The sequence below is a fragment of the Venatorbacter sp. C2-1 genome, from assembly GCF_022832715.1.
GTDB lineage: Bacteria > Pseudomonadota > Gammaproteobacteria > Pseudomonadales > Oceanobacteraceae > Venatoribacter > Venatoribacter alkanivorans.
Window position 1 is genome coordinate 2,151,307 of the sequence record NZ_CP094879.1, and the last position, 16,511, is coordinate 2,167,817.

Here is a 16,511-nt window from a genome sequence, read left to right on the forward strand (position 1 = left end):
GTTTTAAATTGTGGCGCTGTCAGCCCATATTGATGCGTTTGCCATCGATACGTACATCTTCTTCGGCTGTAATTAACTGCTGCTTTGCATTCAGGCGCAGAAGGCCGCGGGCGGTCAGATTCATATGACCAACCTGTTGGATCAGATTTTCACTCTGTTGAATAAGCGCACCGGAAAAACAGAAACTCCCCTGCTCTGCAGCAACCGATAATGTGTTGACCGAAGTCAGTTCCAGCGTATGCCAGGCACTCAGCTTCAGTTCGGGAGCATGGATATACAGCGGCTGATCACTTTCGAGAGACAGAGGGCGGGAAGCGTTATCACTTTTTTGGCGCTGCAGAATCTGAGTGATGAAAAATTCCGTACCGATGCGGACAAAATAAACCAGATCACCAGCCTCCGGTTTTATTAATAAACTGACGGCCTTTTGCGCTGTGAAATGCTGATCGATAATCCATCGGTCATTGCCAGCATCAATAGCGGTAATCACCCCACTGTAGGCGCTTTCCAGTAGCGTCGGCTGATACTGATGGTTCAGTGGAAATTCTATACAGGGTGTCATGCGCTTACTCCGTAATCTGCCAGTTGTTTGTCCAGTTCCTGCTGATCCGGATCGGTCAGTAATAATTCAGCGGTGTTGCTGCCATTCCAGCGACAGCTGGTTTCTTTGCCAGCATGCAGATTAGTCCGCAAAAGCTGGACGTTGATAAAATCACAGTGCTGCAGTTGCGAGTAACTCAGATTGGCGTAGCGCATATCGCTACCGGAAAAATCAACTTTGCTGACCACTGCCAACTTAAACCAGGACTCCGTCAGGTAGCTGTTTTTAAAGCTGGTTTCACTCAGTTCGGCTTTTTGGAAATTAGCATTGGTCAGGTGTGCATTCGTAAAATGACATCCGCTGATCTGACTTTCGATAAACAGTGCCTGATTCAGATTGCAATCAGAAAAATCCACTTCCGCCAGCTGACATTTGGAAAAATTCGAATTGCCCAGATCCGCCGCACTGAAGCGGATGCGGGTAAACTGACTTTCAGTGCAGGTACAGGCCCGGAAGCGTATGCCCGACAGGTCTTTGTCGGTAAACCGGCATTGCAATAACAAGGCCTTTTCAAAGCTGACATTTTTCAGTGTGATGGTGGAGAAGTCGCTGTTCAGCCAGGAAATATTATTGAAGTCGCAGCGCTCCAGTGTCATGCCGGAAGTGTCAACTTCAGACAGATTGACCGCATGAAAGGTACAGCCACTCCAGACACTCTGGCTCAGATTACACTGGCTGAATGTTGTTGCCGTCAGCTTTACCTGCAGCCAGTGACTGAGACTCAGGTCGCTTTCGCACAACGTACTGCTGCCGCATTCCCCTCGCCATTGACTGTCATTAAAGATGCAACGGACAAAGCTGGATTGCTGGATTGTATTATCAGTCAATTGTGAGTGGCTGAAATCACACTGAATAAATACCGTTCGGCTAAGATCGCAACCGGTCAGTTGAGTAGCTGCAAAAGAACAGTCAATAAAGACCGCTCCAACCAGGGATATGTCTGCCCAGGACTCTCCGGCCAGATCCTGATTCATAATGGTCTGGCCGCTGCTGATCAGCGTCTGAATCGATGCCAGTTTATTATTCATAGTACCTTCCCTGTAACAATGAGAATCAGATTAATGATGGATCCGGTCGCTGATCCATATGTTGGCGTCTTCTGTCATGAAATATTGCTTCCTTAGTATTGCAGTGCCGCAGCTGCACCTCACTCAGATCGGCGGCTGTAAAATCTGTACCAACCAGCGTACAGCTGCTGAAAAAACTTTTCTGACAATCACAATGGCTCAGATCAGCGTGGCGCAGCAGGCAGTTATGCAGCAGCGAATGACGCAGGTCGCTGTTATTCAGCTTTGTTTCTGACAGATCACAATCCCTGAATACGGCATCGCGGATACAGCTTTGCTGCATATTGAGTTTACTGAATCCACAAATGTGCCAGCTGCTGGCGGTAAAAATGGCATGATTCAGTTCACCTTTGTTGCTGAACTGAATTTTCTCTGCCTGACAGCCGCTGAAATTGATATGGTCGGCCTTAATATCAATCATCAGGCAGCGATTGAGCTGCGCACGTTGCCAGTTTGAATGTTGCAGCTCAGCCTGAGTGAAGTTCGTTGCGCTTACGGTTGCATCCTGCCAGTCGCTGGCCGGTAACTGCGCCTGAATAAACTGCCCTTCCCTGCAATGGATCTGCTGAAAGAGACAGCTATTCAGCGTGGCTTCGGCTGCAATAAGACGATTAAGGGTTGCACCACTGAAATTGCAGCTATGCAGTTTTGCTGCAACCAGTAAGGCATGGCTGAGATCTGCGCCGGTAAAAACCGCATCATGCCCCCGCGTTCCTGATAAATTAGCGCGCTGCATGCGGGCATTACAAAAGCTGGCATAAGAGATATCAGCTTCCGTTAAAACGCTGCCATCCAGAATACAATGATCGAAGCAGCAGCCGCTCAGATCAGCCCGCTCCAGCATCACGGCAGTCATATCCTGTCCGCTGAAATCCAGACCGGCCAGATCGCTACCGGCAAGGTCACGCCCGGCCAGAGATTCTCCGGCATTCAATAAATCGACAACCCAGTCCCGGATCATCCGGGCACCGCTTGCGGGAAGAGGTTTGCTGAGCGCAGTGCATTCCGGAGCCTGTTGCCGTGCCTGGCGCTGACTGTTTTTTTGCAGGTTTTCCGCCAATTGCAGTTGTTCTGAAGTGCTGCGCTGACTGGCAGGAGGTGTCGCGGCCATCAGCTGATCCGCAGGCTGCGGCTTAAACGGGCTGAATACCCGCTGTCTCATTTCGTTTTCTGATTCGGGGGCAAGGTTCTTCTTATATTGGCTGGCCTGCATCTGCTGCTGTTTGGCATCTTGCCGGGCTTTTTCTGCCAGCGCTTTGGCTTCATCGATATAGGGAGATAAGTCAATGTCGCCACGATCAACCAGTGCCTTGGGGATCGGTGCAGGCTCTTTGGGATCATCAGCTAGTACTTGTTTGCGGATTTTATTTTTTTCTGTTTCGGATAATGGCTTATCGGCCAATATGTGTTTAAGCCAGTTCTGTTTTTTTTCCTGAATCTGAGCTTTGGCTTCAGCATAGAGCTGTCTGACTTCTTCCTCTTCGGCTGCATTTTTTTGTGGCAGCAGCTGCGACTCATTAAGAATGTGTCCGGCAGCGGTTTCAGGATCGGTTTTTTGTTTCAGAACCTGCTGGTAATACGCCACCGTGCGGGCCGGGTCATCGCTGTGCTCATAAGCCAGTAACAGCTGGGTAACATCAAGCCCCAGAGAGTTCTGAACGTGCAGCGTGCCACGATAAATCACCACGCCTATATCAAGATCAGGGAAAAACCAGACGGTATCGATGGCCGTGGCTACTTCATGGAATTCAGTTTCGCCATCAACAATCTGACTAACAAAAGCACGGGCGCGTAATTGCGGCAGATGTCCCTGAATAATTGCTGACTCAGGATGCATGCCCTGTATCTCAAATGCTTCACCGGGAGAAAAGAAACCTTTAATGTGCTGGTCCTCACTTGCTGCATTAAAGAAAAGAGGATTGGTATCCAGCGGAAAACCCGGATGAATATTATCCAGCCAGCTTTGGTCAAATGTACCGTGAAAGCGGCTGCGCTGAGGCTGCATAACATCCAGAGGTCCAAAACTGACCGGAGTTCTGGGCGCGCTATCGGCCGCTGTTTTTTCATCACAGTGATAAATATTCGGCAACTCGAAGAACCCATCTTTGGGGCGGTTTTCTTCGCTGATAATGCCCTTGCCTGCCGGGTTTTCGCTGAATCCGCTTCCGCCATAAGTCCGGCTGAAATCCAGTGACATGGAATGAAAAGGCCTGGGCGCACTGGCCTTGCGCAAAAAACGTCCGTTCCAGCGGCGATCACCAATTATCTGCAGTGTTTTTTTCAGTTTGCCTAATGATGCGCTGACATTCATTCGCGTTACCGCATCTGCGTCTGGCGCATAAGCGTTACCAGCCAACAGTATTTCACCACAGGGTTTGGCGTAGCCCATATCCAGAATCAGCCCGGATGATAATGCCGGGGTAAGCTGAGACCAGCCCTGAGCTTCGGATATAAAGGTACGTGGATTTTTCAGGCTGAAAAATCCGACCACGCCAATCGCCAGCGTGTGACGATGAAAGTGGTAGGTATTGCTGACCAGGCTGAGAGTGCGGGGTTTGATAATTTGCATAATCAGAGAATGGCCTTAATGCCGTTCAGTATTTCCGCCTGGGTTTCACTGATTTTTGCATGGGTGCAAAGCTTCATTTGTACCTCCGCCGGCGCTTCCTGCATTTTGATAACCGAACCTGCAGTGATTTCATTCAGAAAGGTGGTACTCAGATTGTTTTCGGTTTTGAGCTTGGTTCCCATGGTTGTTTCTATTTCAATTACCGAAGCAAGTTGAGTTGCAATATTCATTTTGCTGCCAATAAAAGTATCGATGGATGAGTTAGCACCTATCGTTGTTGAGATGTTGCTGCTGCCGGCCAGTTGCGTCGTTATGCTGCTTTTGACACCGATAAAGGTTTCCGTAGTGTTGCTGGCACCAATGGTGGTTGATGTTGAATTGGTCGCAGCTAACTGGGTCGATACGGAATTCTTGGCACCGATAAAGGTTTCAACGGTATTGCTGGCACCAATGGTGGTTGAGATATTGTTACTGGCAGAAAGATTGGTGGCGATACTGTTACTGAGGCTGAGGTTATTCTCAATCCGGTTGGATGCACCAATGTTGGTTGTGATCGCATTACTTAATCCAACCGAGGTGGATATTTCATTGCGGTTCCCTACCACGGTCGAAGTGTTGTTGGTATCTCCCGCGGTTGTTGTGGTTCCTGTGCTGTTCCCCGTCGTGGTGTTAGTGTTATTACTGTTGCCATTGGTTGTGTTTGACGTCGTTGTATTGCCGGTTTGGCTTGAGGTGTTGTAGTTGTCGCCAATATGCGCCGATTTATTAACCACCTTACCTACGGTCTTTGAATTTGAAAAAACCATTGCCGAGGTATCATCCCAACCAGGGGGTTCCGCCCCATTGCCACTTAAATTTACGGACCGCCCTTTAGTGTAATTCTCGTTATAGCTGTCTCCCCTGTTTAACTGGTTGGCAATATCGACAATGGACTGCTCGGGAATATGGCCGCCGATAAAGCTGGGATTGTTCAGATCCAGGGTGCCGTCATACTCTCCGGTGACCGAGCGGTTAACGCTTTTTCCTGTGCGGGAAAAACTCTGGCTGGTGCCGGTATGGCTTACACCATAACTGATCAGGGCATGGCTTTCGTTATAACTGCTCCCCTGTGAAACCGATGCGCTGAGCACTCCGGCATCCGCATTGTCACTCAGCGACAGGCTCCAGCCTCCGCCTTTGGAATAGCTGCTGTTACCGTACAACGTGCTATCCATACCGGTTTTATCATAAGCACTTTCAACCAGCGCCGAAGCCTGAGATAAATCCGTCGCGGAATTATGGCCATAGCGGATGCTGATGCTGTCACCATAGCTGGTTGAATAACTGCTTCCCCATGAGCCGTTTACCTGCCATGAAGCATTGCGCCTGCCCGGTGGGGTGACGGTTTTTGAACCATGAGATGACAACACCTGCTGCAACTCTGGCTGTTCGCTTTCACCATCCCCGCGACCAATAGTGACCAGTGAATTGATTTCAGGAACCGTCTGGGAGGTTTTAGAAAGCGTGACCCAGTACTCTTTGCCGGTTGCCAGACGCACAAGACAGCCCCGCGCCTTGCTGATATCTCCATCAAAGCTGACCTGGCCATCTTCCGGCTGGAAATTACTCTTATTAACAAAATATGAACTGGCCGGAGGGGTATGCTCAATCACCTTGGCAATAACACTGCCCTGATGAGTGTTCTGCATTGAAAATGGTGTCAGCAGGGTTTGCTCAAGTGTTTCATTACCGGTGTACAGTTGCGTCGCTTCAACACTGCCGGAGTAAGGACCGGTGGCACTCATTTTGTGCTGAATTTTGGTGACGATAAACACTTCGCCACTGAATTCAGGTCTGCCCATACTCCCCTCGTCCGGCACGGGTTCCCAAAGCGAAAATGAATACCCTGGGCTGAGTAGCGGACTGGTAACGTTACCGGTCAGAGTGCCTGCTTCGGTCTGGATTTGCTGACAGATTTTGGTGAACTGACCACGCGCCTCATCAGTATCTGCACCGTAATCATAATAACGGTAACACTGATATTCCGTATTGCCGTGGGGTTGATTATCAATCCAGGGGGTATTGTCGCTGATGGCCATTTTGTTGGTATCCCAGGCAGCCTCTATACGACTGAGCATGGTGCGCACCATGGCTGGCATCATCTTGACCGAATAGCGCAGATCGCAGAATAAATCGCCCTGTTGTAATCCCAGTTTATCAATCGAAGTGTAGCTATAACGCAGCGGTAGCGGCCCGGCCTGATAACCGGGAATAGACACTTTTTCGGTGGTCGCTGTTGTGTTTGAAAAGACCAGCGTCAGCTGATCTTTTTCATGAATAAAGAAATAATGGATACAGAATTTAGCAATAATTCTCTGGATAAAATCCATATCCGTTTCGCCAGCCTGCAACCAATCCTGGATGCGGGTCAGTGTCAGGCTGTCATCAAAATCCAGCTTTAAGCGGAAACGGTTATCCAGCAACTCCTGCGCAAAGACCTCTTTCAGAAGGTCACTGATATTGCACTGGGTATAGATATGATAACGATTGCGCAGGCTCAGAATCTGCAGCGGTGATTGCACCGTCAGGGTGTAACAACCCGGAGCGGCGAGAGCCAGTTCGGTAATCAATCCACGAAAATAACGACGACCCTGAATGCAAAGCCTTGCCCAGCGACCGATATAACGGCCATCGAGCACCGGGCCGCGTTCAGGTTGTTTGCTTGTGTCGTCAGTACGTAATTCCACCGTCATCTGGAAAGGCTGCGAAATACCTTCCTGCCCCTGAATGGACTCAACCCGGAGGTACTGCTGATCAATGCTTTCCAGTGTCCGGTCGCCTTCGATCAAAACGGAAATGGCAGGTTGTTCGCTGTCCGTTTTTTCTATCCACATTGGAGGGTGCTGCGATGTCATAAGAAGCCCGTGCCGGTAAAGACGATAAGGCTACATAGCAGGATCGGTGCCATGGATGTTTGTCGTTCAACGCAGGAAACAGCGCCAAACGGATCACTTTGGTGGGGGCATGACGCGACAGGCGGGTGTTTTTTGACCCGGAAAATGCTTCTTTGTCCCGGAGATTTTTTCTTCTGCAAACTCAGTTCAGGAGCGATTGGAACGGAATGGCTGAGTGAAATAGCTGGTCGCCTCTCTTGCGTCCTGATCGGAATGTATGGCAGATCGTTTTTTTCGTGGCTCTGGCAAAATATCATTTTTTTTCGAAACGTAGCCGCCACCACTCACTGCATTTTTATGCTGCCTTCTTGTGTCTCTTACCGGCGAAGTGCAGCGCCCATTCGCCAGACGTCTGTCCTTCGGCAGTTTTTGGAAAAAACTCTGCATATGGGTATCGACTTCCTGCTGTTCGTTTGTCGATAGTCGTTGGTATTGATCTTCAACCCTGGCCTTCACCTCCTCACGATTTTGTTCCCAATGATCTCTTACATGCTGTGCTTTGAGCTTGCGGATATTGGGGGTTTTTGACGCCACTTCTCCTGGCGCCATACTTGCGACGGCAAAAGCACCAAAAGCAACCGCTGCAATGCCTGAGGTTAAATTTTTATTCTGTAATAATTCAACGGTGCTTTCCCGGAGCAGATCGTGTGCAGACTTCTGCCCTGACTGCTTTACACCTGAACCAGAATGTCCTGCGCCACCGCCACCATCCCACCTGGGAACCGAAAGCACCGTTTGGGCGGTATCTGTACGCAAGCCGTCACCGGCATGCATTACCGTGCTGACATTAGCTTCATAAAATTTTTTGTTGCGTAATGGCTCTGGAGCGTTTGATCTGAACTGGCTGATGCCTTTTTGTCTGTGCAATCGGGCAGTCAGATGATTAACGCTGTCGGTTGTCAGCCCTGCTTCGTGATACCCCGAACTGAAACTGTGCACTGTTGGATTGGATGGAACCCGGAAATAATTTTTTTTGCTGAGGCGCCCCGTTAAAGCGGCATTGACATCAACAAACCCTCGCAGGGTTTGTTGTGATGATGTCAGTGTTCGGTCTCTCTCTATTCTGTACCTGTGCGCCCTGCGCGGTTTCTTTATTGCTCTGATCGGCGCTACTGTGTTTGAATTTTTTGTCGCACTGTGCGGTCTCTTTCTTGATGGCATATAGCACCGACCTCAACTTTTCCGAACAATCTGTTTTCGGCCAGTTGTCTTATGACGGACTGACTCAGATTTTCTAGCTGAGTCAGTGTCATGCAGTTGTTGTTGGTTCACAGCAGTCATCAATCGGGGCGCGATATATCAGCCCCCCAGACTGATTCCAGGACACCAACCCCCGTTTCTGATTAATTACTTTTGCCGCTTTGCTGCCTGCTCCTGCGCATGGCTCAGCGCGGTATAAAAAGTCGCCGCCCCGAGTGCTGCCTGGGTCAGGTGGTGACGCCTCAGTGCCGGACTAGAAGCCAGGGCACGAAACCCCGATTCCATCGTATGCTGAAGACTGTTCTTGGCGATATCCCGGTTTGTTGGCCACATAAGTATTCCTTTGCTCAGGTTATTAAATTATTCAGCCGGATGCTGTTGAGGATGCTGCGACTGAGGGGCTTGTGGTGCTGGCGGATGGTTGGCCGCTGATGCCATCGGTGATGGATCAACCGCCGGGGCCGACGATGCTGCCGCGGCAGCATGCTGAACCCGGGGAACCATATCTGCTACTGACGGTGTACGAACCCGTTTATATCGTCCGATAACCTGCTGGTGTTGAGGGTCGTGTATTGGCGGCGGCACTTCGACACCCCCTCGTACATAACGAACAGGATTGCCGCTCCAGGTCGGTGGCTGAGACCCCTGATCGGGTTCGGCCTGTGGCGCGAATAAGGCTGCATTATGAGTCTGATGACGGATTTCCTGCGAGGAGACCGAACCAAAATACCCCCCACCCTGGCGCTTGGGATCGAATATCTGACTCATATTCATACCATCAAGGCTCTGCACAATGGGCAGGCCTTTTTTCAGATTAAAATTCAGACCGCCTTTACTGGTAACGCCAAACATTCTCCGGCGTTCTTCGGCGGTCTGACTGCTTGAACTGCCCAGTGAGCGCGGCGGTGGTTTCACGTCCTGATATTCCTGATAACCCGCCATGTGTTGTTCGTATTCCCGCTGATGAGCAGAAAATCCCCGGGTTGTTCTCCGGATGTGTTCTTCACTCAGACCTCCGCGGGCCCGCGACAACATCGGATCAACCATATCATTCACTTTCATCGGCAGTTTCGCACCACCGGTTCCTATAATTCTGCTGCCATCGGTCCCGCGTTTGTTCTGATTGGATATCGAGCGCATAACGTCAGCGCGCGCACTGTCGATACCGTAAGCCAGTGTACCGGCCGGCAGCTGAGAAACCAGGTGGGCGGGAACCCCCGTTACCGGTTTTGACTTAGGTTTGCGCCCCCTGGCTTGCGGCGGTGGCATGCGCGACGAGCTCGCCACGGTGGCCCGTGAGGGTCCGGATGGTCTGGCTGATGGCGCCGCCATGGCACTCTGTGCAGTGTTGGTTCGGCGTGAAGATGAGCCACCTTGCGGCGCGGTCGTTGCAGTGGAACGCGGCGGACGTGGCTGGTTAGTCCCAGTAGAACCACTTCCGCCATTGTTGGGTGAGCCAGGCATATCAATCCCCCTTTTCAGGCTGTGTTATATCGGCTACGGAGTGCAACATCAGTCGGTTGCCGAGGTTTTAAAACCAGAAGGCACTGAGCCTCCGGCCAGTGCTTTGAGCCGGGGCGAAACCGGCTCTCCCAGCTCGTTCAGTGTGTCCCGGGTGTGTTGAGCAATCCGGAACGACACCGGGCTGGGCGAGCGCTTGCCACCTTTTTTGGTTGGCGGCAGCAAACGTGCGTCCTGACGTTCACCAATCGATGAGTTATTACTGGAATCCCCCAGAAAGAAATTATCGGGCGCGTGGTTAGCCATGTCGGTTGTCGCATCAAGAGCCAGTCTTTGCTCCTTTGCGGTCAGTGCCTTGGGAGACGGGTCGGTGGCACGTTTGGCCAGCATTGCTGCGAAGTTTTTCCGCCGTTCGAGCTGCACTTTGCGTTTGAGTTTGGGGCCGCCCATTGCACTTGTCAGGTCAGTAAATGAAGACAGAATCTTCTTGCGTTTAGCCACCGGCAGGCTGCTGTCTCCGAGTTTTTCCAGCGTTGCTTTTGATATCGTGCGGAAACGTTTGTCCGAGATGCGATGACAAGCCGCAATGCTGTTATTTTTGCGAGCACCCCCGCCAACCACCTTTTTTGCTCTTTTGCGAACACCCTGATCAACATACGACGGCGCACCCGCGGACTGTGCCGCGCGCAGGGAGGCATTCCCTTTGCGCTTCATGATCTGATCACCAAAAGTAGGTTTGCCCATTGACGCCTCCCGTCCCTGGATTCTGCGAATAAACGATTACGCCCGGCGCGTTACGTTGCCAGAGTTGTTGCTATCCGCCCCGGCCATGAGCCTGATAGGTCAGATTGGCAGTGCTCTGATTATGACTGCCCGCACTCAGCCGGAACGTTTGCCCCCGGCGGTTAGTGTGCGTGACCGCACCGAGAGCATCACCGTGCATATGGAAATTGGTAACGCTGCCACGCCGTTGTCCCGGTGCCCGCTGGTGCTGCACCACTTCCATTTGCAGGTTGTTATTGCGGTGAATTGAGTGCTGGCCATGAGCATCGTCCAGCGTACGGCCACCCCGGCCGATCATTTGCCGCATTCTGTTTGCGCCGACATAAGTCTCTGGCATATCCCTTCTCCTTTTTATTTTGCTATCGCAATCCCTGACTTAAACGGAAAAACCGTTAATTAGCCTCAACACTTAATCCCATTAATTCAAAGATATTCAGCTGTCCGCCACGGTTCAGAAACAGCTCCTGATACAAATCCGGCGCCGACTGCTCACCCCAGTGGCAGGCGGTATAAATCAGATATGGCACCGGACTGTGAGGATCATCCTGCATCAGAAACTCGGCCGCACGGTGCAGACAGGCAAAAGCATCCGCGCGGTTTCTGATGGGGCCGTCACCGCCGGAGCCGCCATTACCCGCTCCGGACGCATGTTCGCCACCATCACTTACGCCGGAAGAACTGCCTTCATTATTGGTTTCACCTTCTGCAGCGGACAGGCTGACGCCGCGCCGTTTAAGTTCGCCGCTGATCATGGCCAGAATCTGATTCAGCAGCTGGCTTATTTCAGACAGGCTCGGACTGTGGTCTCCGCAGGCATTGTCCAGCCAGGCAGAGAGGTCATCGATAGCCTGCAAACCGTCCTGCAGTTGTTCATGCTGGTGCAGAAAGAAATTGACCGGCGTTGCAGCCATATGCTGTTTGAACGATTCACTGCTGGGGCCATCCAGACGCAGGTTATCGGGCTGTTGCCGCTTCAGTTGTTCGTGGCGTTGCGCTGTATCCCAGTCGTTCCAGCTGACTTCGATATCGTCAATCCCCGCCTGAGTCAGCGGGATCAGGCGCAGAGGCAGAGCCAGCTTTTCATTGATCCAGTTAATAGGGTTAGTACGGAACTCAATATCGCCGTCTTCCATTTGCGGATACATGGTTTCCCAGTAGGTCTCACACAATGAACGGATCAGAACCGCAGCCGGTGCGATCCCGGCAAAGCCATAACGGTGAATACTGGATTCCATCAGCCAGACGCCCAGCTGCAGATCCTTGCTTTTATGGCACAGCGCACTGAGTGCGGTTTGCTCCACACTTTCCCAGTCGGCTACCTTCAGTTCATGGGTCCAGATGCCCTGCGGCAGGGTCGGATCATCGGCGCGCCGGGCTTCCTTGATTTTGAAATACACACCGTTGTGGCGTACGGACTCACCGACCTGCCCTTCACCGATCGGTGCCAGCAGGTCATCAAGGGAGTAACCGTAAAACTGCTGAATATACTGATTGATTTCAGCGTTATCTGTCTGTGGCATACGCACGGCTGCATCCTCCGGCAGGTTTCTGAATACTGCATGGCAGCAGCAGGGTTGCTCTTCCCGGGCGCTTCTCAGGTTTATCCCCTGCGCCACACTTTACGCAGGAGATATACGGCAGCGGCTTCCTGCGGTTGTGCTTTCTCTGATCTGTTACATGTTTCATTGGCAATCTCCTTTGCGCAGCTGCTCTTCCGGTGTTCCCGGATGATCAGGTCGGTTTGTGTCCGCCAGATGCTCTGGCTGAAAGCACTTTTGTGTCGTTCCCGCCCTGACTGCCCGGCAATCCGGGTGCCCGCTGTGGTAACAGGGCCGGCAGTAACAGCGCATGACTGGTGCCGTCTGCCGAGCGTGCTGAGACGTTCAGCAGCAGATGCACTTTGCTGGTATAGGATGCGGGCTTACTGTTGTCCGCAGTGGCCGCGGACGCCGCTGTAACCTTCTGCCGTGCAGCAACCGGTACGCGGAATGACAACAGGGTGCGCTGTGCAACCGGGGCGCTTTCTCCGGAGAAGCGCTGCAGCCACTCGAACATGGCCCAGCGTCCTTCACTGCTGAAGGTCGCGCTGCGATTGGCAGAGTCAATACTCAGTGGCAAATCGGTGTTGCGGACCGGAGAATATTCTGACCCGGTCGCCCAGCGCAGAGTCAGCGCCAGGCGGTTGTCCGGCTTCCAGCTCAGACGGTTATTTCCATTCGGATAAATAACCGCGTCATGACCACTGCTCAGGGTCCACTGGATGATCTGGCGGGTTCCCAGCGACTGCTCTGGCAATGCTGCAAATTCAACCTGCAAATCCAGATTCATAACGCCGTCGGCATCCTGTGCGACATCCCAGAGTGCAGCCAGCTGATCCAGACTGGAGACAAACTCCAGCCATGGGTCCAGCGCCAGTTCAGGCTGAGCATCTATCAGCTCGGCCAGCCCGGTTGCCAGTGGTTTGTCTTTCTTCGGCTGCCCCCAGATTTTCCGGTAGTCTGCAAAAAACGCCCGCACAACGCCCGGATCGATGTCGCTGTGCCCTGCCTGATCAGCCGGCGCAAAGGGGAAATGGCCCGCCAGTTCCGCATTGAAGCGCTGAGCAAGTGCCAGATAGCGTTTGATGACGGTATTTTTGCCGTACTGCTCGCAGTAGCTGCGCAACTGGTTATCTATTTCATACTGGCGGCGGGCAAACAAACCTGCGGAGGTGTGGCTGAAGGCCGGTGTCGTCAGCCAGTTATTGCAGCCTTCAGCATCAAGCTGGGGCAGCTGCGTGGCGATGAAATTCTCCAGAGAGGCAATCTGATTACCCGGATCTTTACGCTGGTAACGCTGCAGGTCGCTCAATGTCCCCAGCCACAGGCTGGCGGCACGGTCGGTATTGGCAACGCCATCGGTGTCCAGCAGGAAACTCAGCAGCGGTCTGGCGTAATTCTGCGCCAGATACTCAACCCGCAGTCTCTGACTTTGCAGATAACCATCGAGATCCGCCGGATCGGTATAGCTGAATAATGCAGCAGCGAAACTGTCGCTGGCCCACTGAGGGTTTTTCAGCGGCAGGTAGAGACGGTTCTGTGCAACCAGACTATTCAGTATCTGCAGTTGGTCGCTGATAAAACGACGGCTCGCATTCTGTAACAGAGCCACATTGCCGCTGTCCTGTTCCTGCTGCAATAAGGTCAGTAACTGGCGGATATACCCTTCTGCCTGACTGAAGCTGGTCAGGGTCCGGCCCAGTTCTGTTTCTGAATCTGTCGCGCCGGAAAGAGGCCCGCGGCTGAAGTCGTGCGGGTGGATCTGTGCCCGGGCTATCAGTTTGCGTATGGTCTGCTGCAGCTGACTGCGCAAGGCGGTGGCATAAAAAGGCTGTTGTTGTTTGCCTGCCACGACCGGCCACCATTGTTGCGTATAGGCCTGATAAGACAGCAGCATATCCAGAGCCTGTTCAAGTGGCTGAGCGTTCCACGCGACAACAGCGCCGCTGTTGTCGCCGCTATCCTGCTCACCGGCGATCGTCGGTATGCTTTGCGAAACAACACTCAGGGAACGTAACGCGGCAAACTCTTCTTCCCAGTGTTCCATCTGCGGTGAAAAATCCAGCGGACCGTCGTCTGTCAGCTGAAACAATTTGCCGAGAGGAGCAATATCAAGAGCGGCAATCTGATTACGGATTGCTTCATCACATTCTTTGTTACTGAAGGCATCTTCGATGGTGTCTGGGTAGCCGGCATCCAGCAGAACAGTCCGCAAACTCGCCATTTCCTGCTGCAGGCGACCACAGGGACTGGTTGCTGCACGGGTGTCGACCCACTGGTGTTTCATATAAAGCAGCCAGCGCTGGAAGTCCTGCAAAGAACCGGTCATGGCTGCCGCATTCTTTTGCAGATATACGGCTGAAGACTGACTCTGCGTGCTGACCAGAAAAGCACGTTGTATTGCTGCAACAGGCGGTCTGGTGGCCTGTTGATCGATCATTTTGCGTACATTATTGCTGAGTGTATTCAGCCGGGTCAGCTGTTGTTCCGGGTCAACCAGATCATGTTCATTCCAGTTGATGTCGTAAGCCGTATCGACAATCGCCCCGGCCAGCAACGGGCTGTCGAAGGTAATCGTCGATGGTATGGATGAGTTATACAGATAATCGAGCAGCGCCTGAAACTCACCGGCCACGCCCTGGTTATCAGGTAATGGGCCTGCCAGATAAATCAGGCGTTTCTGGGCCTGCTGGTATTCCCGCAGGTCGGTCATAAAGGTTTTCAGCTCACGGCTGGCCGTTTCCAGATCGCCATCCGCAGAAACAGAATCTTTTTTCAGTTCGGTTGCTTTTTCCTGCAGCCGGCAGTCCATGCCCTGAAATAACAGATTGGGGTAGATACGCTGCGCGACTGCCGCCTTCAGAGAGCGCATCTGACCACTCCCCCAGGACGCCGGCAATGAGAGTGTCAGGGGCTGTTCGCTCATTTTGCTCAGACTGCTCAGCAGCCACCAGGTGTTACTGCCACTTTCACTGCAATCGGGTTCTTTCTTTAAAATATCCGCCCAGCTTTTTTCAGTGCTGACGGAATAATGATACAGACGGGTTGAATCGATCAGCAGTGCCGACAGCAGCGTAAATGCGATGGCCAGTGTTGCGTACTGCGCATGCCGCAACGTACGGTTGGTAGAGAAACGCCGTTGCTCTGCCGGATAAGCCAGCAGGGTTTCCGGCCACAGTTTGTGATTCAGAAAGTCATCGGTCAGGGCAACCTCATCACGTACTTTGCCGCTGAACCAGATGCCACGCAGCGGCGGTGCTTCCTGATAGCTGCTGCGGGCAAAAGCAAACGCCAGCACTTCCCGCAGTGGCTCCGCCAGATTCTGAAATTCCAGATCGAACAACATAAAGGCATCAATGCCGGCAATGCCATCACCACCGGCAGCGAGTTGCAGCTGCGCCCTGCGGATACCATCCACTACGCTGGTGAAGGCATCATCGACCCACTGTGGCGAAAAGGCCGCATCCAGGCGGGTCGGATTGGACCAGCCAAACATTTCCTGCGGTCTTTCTTTTGTACCTGCAGACCAGAATTCGTTAAATCCGCGCACATGATCACATTGGGTTACCTGCACATAGACAGGTACGACAAAGCAGGTTTGCTTCTGAATGCTCCAGAGCTGCCGGTACAGAGCTTCGCCCAGCGTTCTGCGGGCAACCGGATCGCTGGCCTGCTGCAGGGCTCTGGCAGATATGGTCAGAATCAGTCCGTCTACCGGCCGCTCCGGACGGTAAAAATTGAGCAGATCGACGGTTTGTGTGAAGTGTTTTTCCTGCTCAACCTCAATGATCACTCCCTGATCAAAGAAGTGCCACTGGCTGCCCGCCGCAGCCAGCTGCTTTTCACGCGCCAGTAACTGCGCCCGCACACCAGAGCGGACACTCTGCACCCAGCTGCTTTTGCCGCTGCTATCAACCCCGGCCAGCAGATACCAGGGGGTTTGGTAACGCCAGTCCCGGCGGGTTGTCAGGTAGCGTACAACATCCATACCCTGACGCACCCGGATGCGGTTCAGCACTTGCCAGCCTGTGGGTTGTTGCTCTTCATCCTGTTGCTGCTGACGCTTCTGTGACAATGCTTGAAAGGCCTTGCGGACGGCCTTCAGTGGCCAGCTGAACAGTTTTATGGTGATGTCTGACACCGACGCCACGACATCGCTGCCGGCTTTAAGCAGCCAGATCAGCAGAATAACGAGCAGTGTCAGTAACAGAATCAGGCCAATAAACTGCCACAACGGATCGGTCCAGATTGGCCGCAGATTTTCGATCAGTGGCGCAAAGCGCTCACCAAGCGACATCAGCAAGGCCTGAACGCTGTCCTGAATCTGGTTCAGCAGGGGTTGTATCAGACTCATTTGCT

General features: G+C 52.6%; 11 protein-coding genes. All 11 read right to left on the reverse strand.

Translation table 11 applies throughout. The features are described 5' to 3' along the window. Positions 1 to 19 precede the first annotated feature (19 nt). Positions 20 to 562, reverse strand: a complete 543-nt coding sequence (locus MT343_RS09465) for a DUF3540 domain-containing protein (protein WP_145468749.1) — start codon at positions 560 to 562, stop codon at positions 20 to 22. Continuing rightward, complete coding sequence (locus tag MT343_RS09470; protein WP_145468747.1) at positions 559 to 1,629, reverse strand: pentapeptide repeat-containing protein; 1,071 nt, start codon at positions 1,627 to 1,629, stop codon at positions 559 to 561. Before MT343_RS09470 ends, MT343_RS09465 begins: the two co-directional genes overlap by 4 nt. A gap of 25 nt (positions 1,630 to 1,654) precedes the next feature. Next, on the reverse strand, positions 1,655 to 4,237 hold the full coding sequence (locus MT343_RS09475; RefSeq protein ID WP_145468745.1) for a DUF2169 family type VI secretion system accessory protein: 2,583 nt from the start codon (positions 4,235 to 4,237) through the stop codon (positions 1,655 to 1,657). A 2-nt stretch (positions 4,238 to 4,239) separates the two neighbouring features. Next, positions 4,240 to 7,110 (reverse strand): contractile injection system protein, VgrG/Pvc8 family, encoded by a 2,871-nt coding sequence (locus MT343_RS09480; protein ID WP_186435872.1) that lies wholly within the window; start codon positions 7,108 to 7,110, stop codon positions 4,240 to 4,242. 207 nt (positions 7,111 to 7,317) lie between these two features. Next, positions 7,318 to 8,331 carry a hypothetical protein gene (locus MT343_RS09485; protein WP_145468741.1) on the reverse strand — a complete coding sequence of 338 codons (1,014 nt, stop codon included), beginning with the start codon at positions 8,329 to 8,331 and terminating at the stop codon, positions 7,318 to 7,320. A 186-nt stretch (positions 8,332 to 8,517) separates the two neighbouring features. Further along, positions 8,518 to 8,703, reverse strand: a complete 186-nt coding sequence (locus tag MT343_RS09490) for a hypothetical protein (RefSeq protein WP_145468740.1) — start codon at positions 8,701 to 8,703, stop codon at positions 8,518 to 8,520. A gap of 27 nt (positions 8,704 to 8,730) precedes the next feature. Beyond that, positions 8,731 to 9,834, reverse strand: a complete 1,104-nt coding sequence (locus tag MT343_RS09495; protein WP_145468738.1) for a hypothetical protein — start codon at positions 9,832 to 9,834, stop codon at positions 8,731 to 8,733. A gap of 48 nt (positions 9,835 to 9,882) precedes the next feature. Continuing rightward, positions 9,883 to 10,575: a hypothetical protein gene (locus MT343_RS09500; RefSeq protein ID WP_145468736.1), complete on the reverse strand. Its 693-nt coding sequence runs from the start codon at positions 10,573 to 10,575 to the stop codon at positions 9,883 to 9,885. Between the two features lie 70 nt (positions 10,576 to 10,645). Continuing rightward, complete coding sequence (locus tag MT343_RS09505) at positions 10,646 to 10,951, reverse strand: hypothetical protein (RefSeq protein WP_145468734.1); 306 nt, start codon at positions 10,949 to 10,951, stop codon at positions 10,646 to 10,648. 55 nt (positions 10,952 to 11,006) lie between these two features. Next, positions 11,007 to 12,134: a type VI secretion system protein TssA gene (tssA, locus tag MT343_RS09510; RefSeq protein ID WP_145469064.1), complete on the reverse strand. Its 1,128-nt coding sequence runs from the start codon at positions 12,132 to 12,134 to the stop codon at positions 11,007 to 11,009. Positions 12,135 to 12,345: 211 nt separating this feature from the next. Beyond that, positions 12,346 to 16,506 carry a type VI secretion protein IcmF/TssM N-terminal domain-containing protein gene (locus tag MT343_RS09515; protein ID WP_145468732.1) on the reverse strand — a complete coding sequence of 1,387 codons (4,161 nt, stop codon included), beginning with the start codon at positions 16,504 to 16,506 and terminating at the stop codon, positions 12,346 to 12,348. Positions 16,507 to 16,511: the final 5 nt, after the last annotated feature.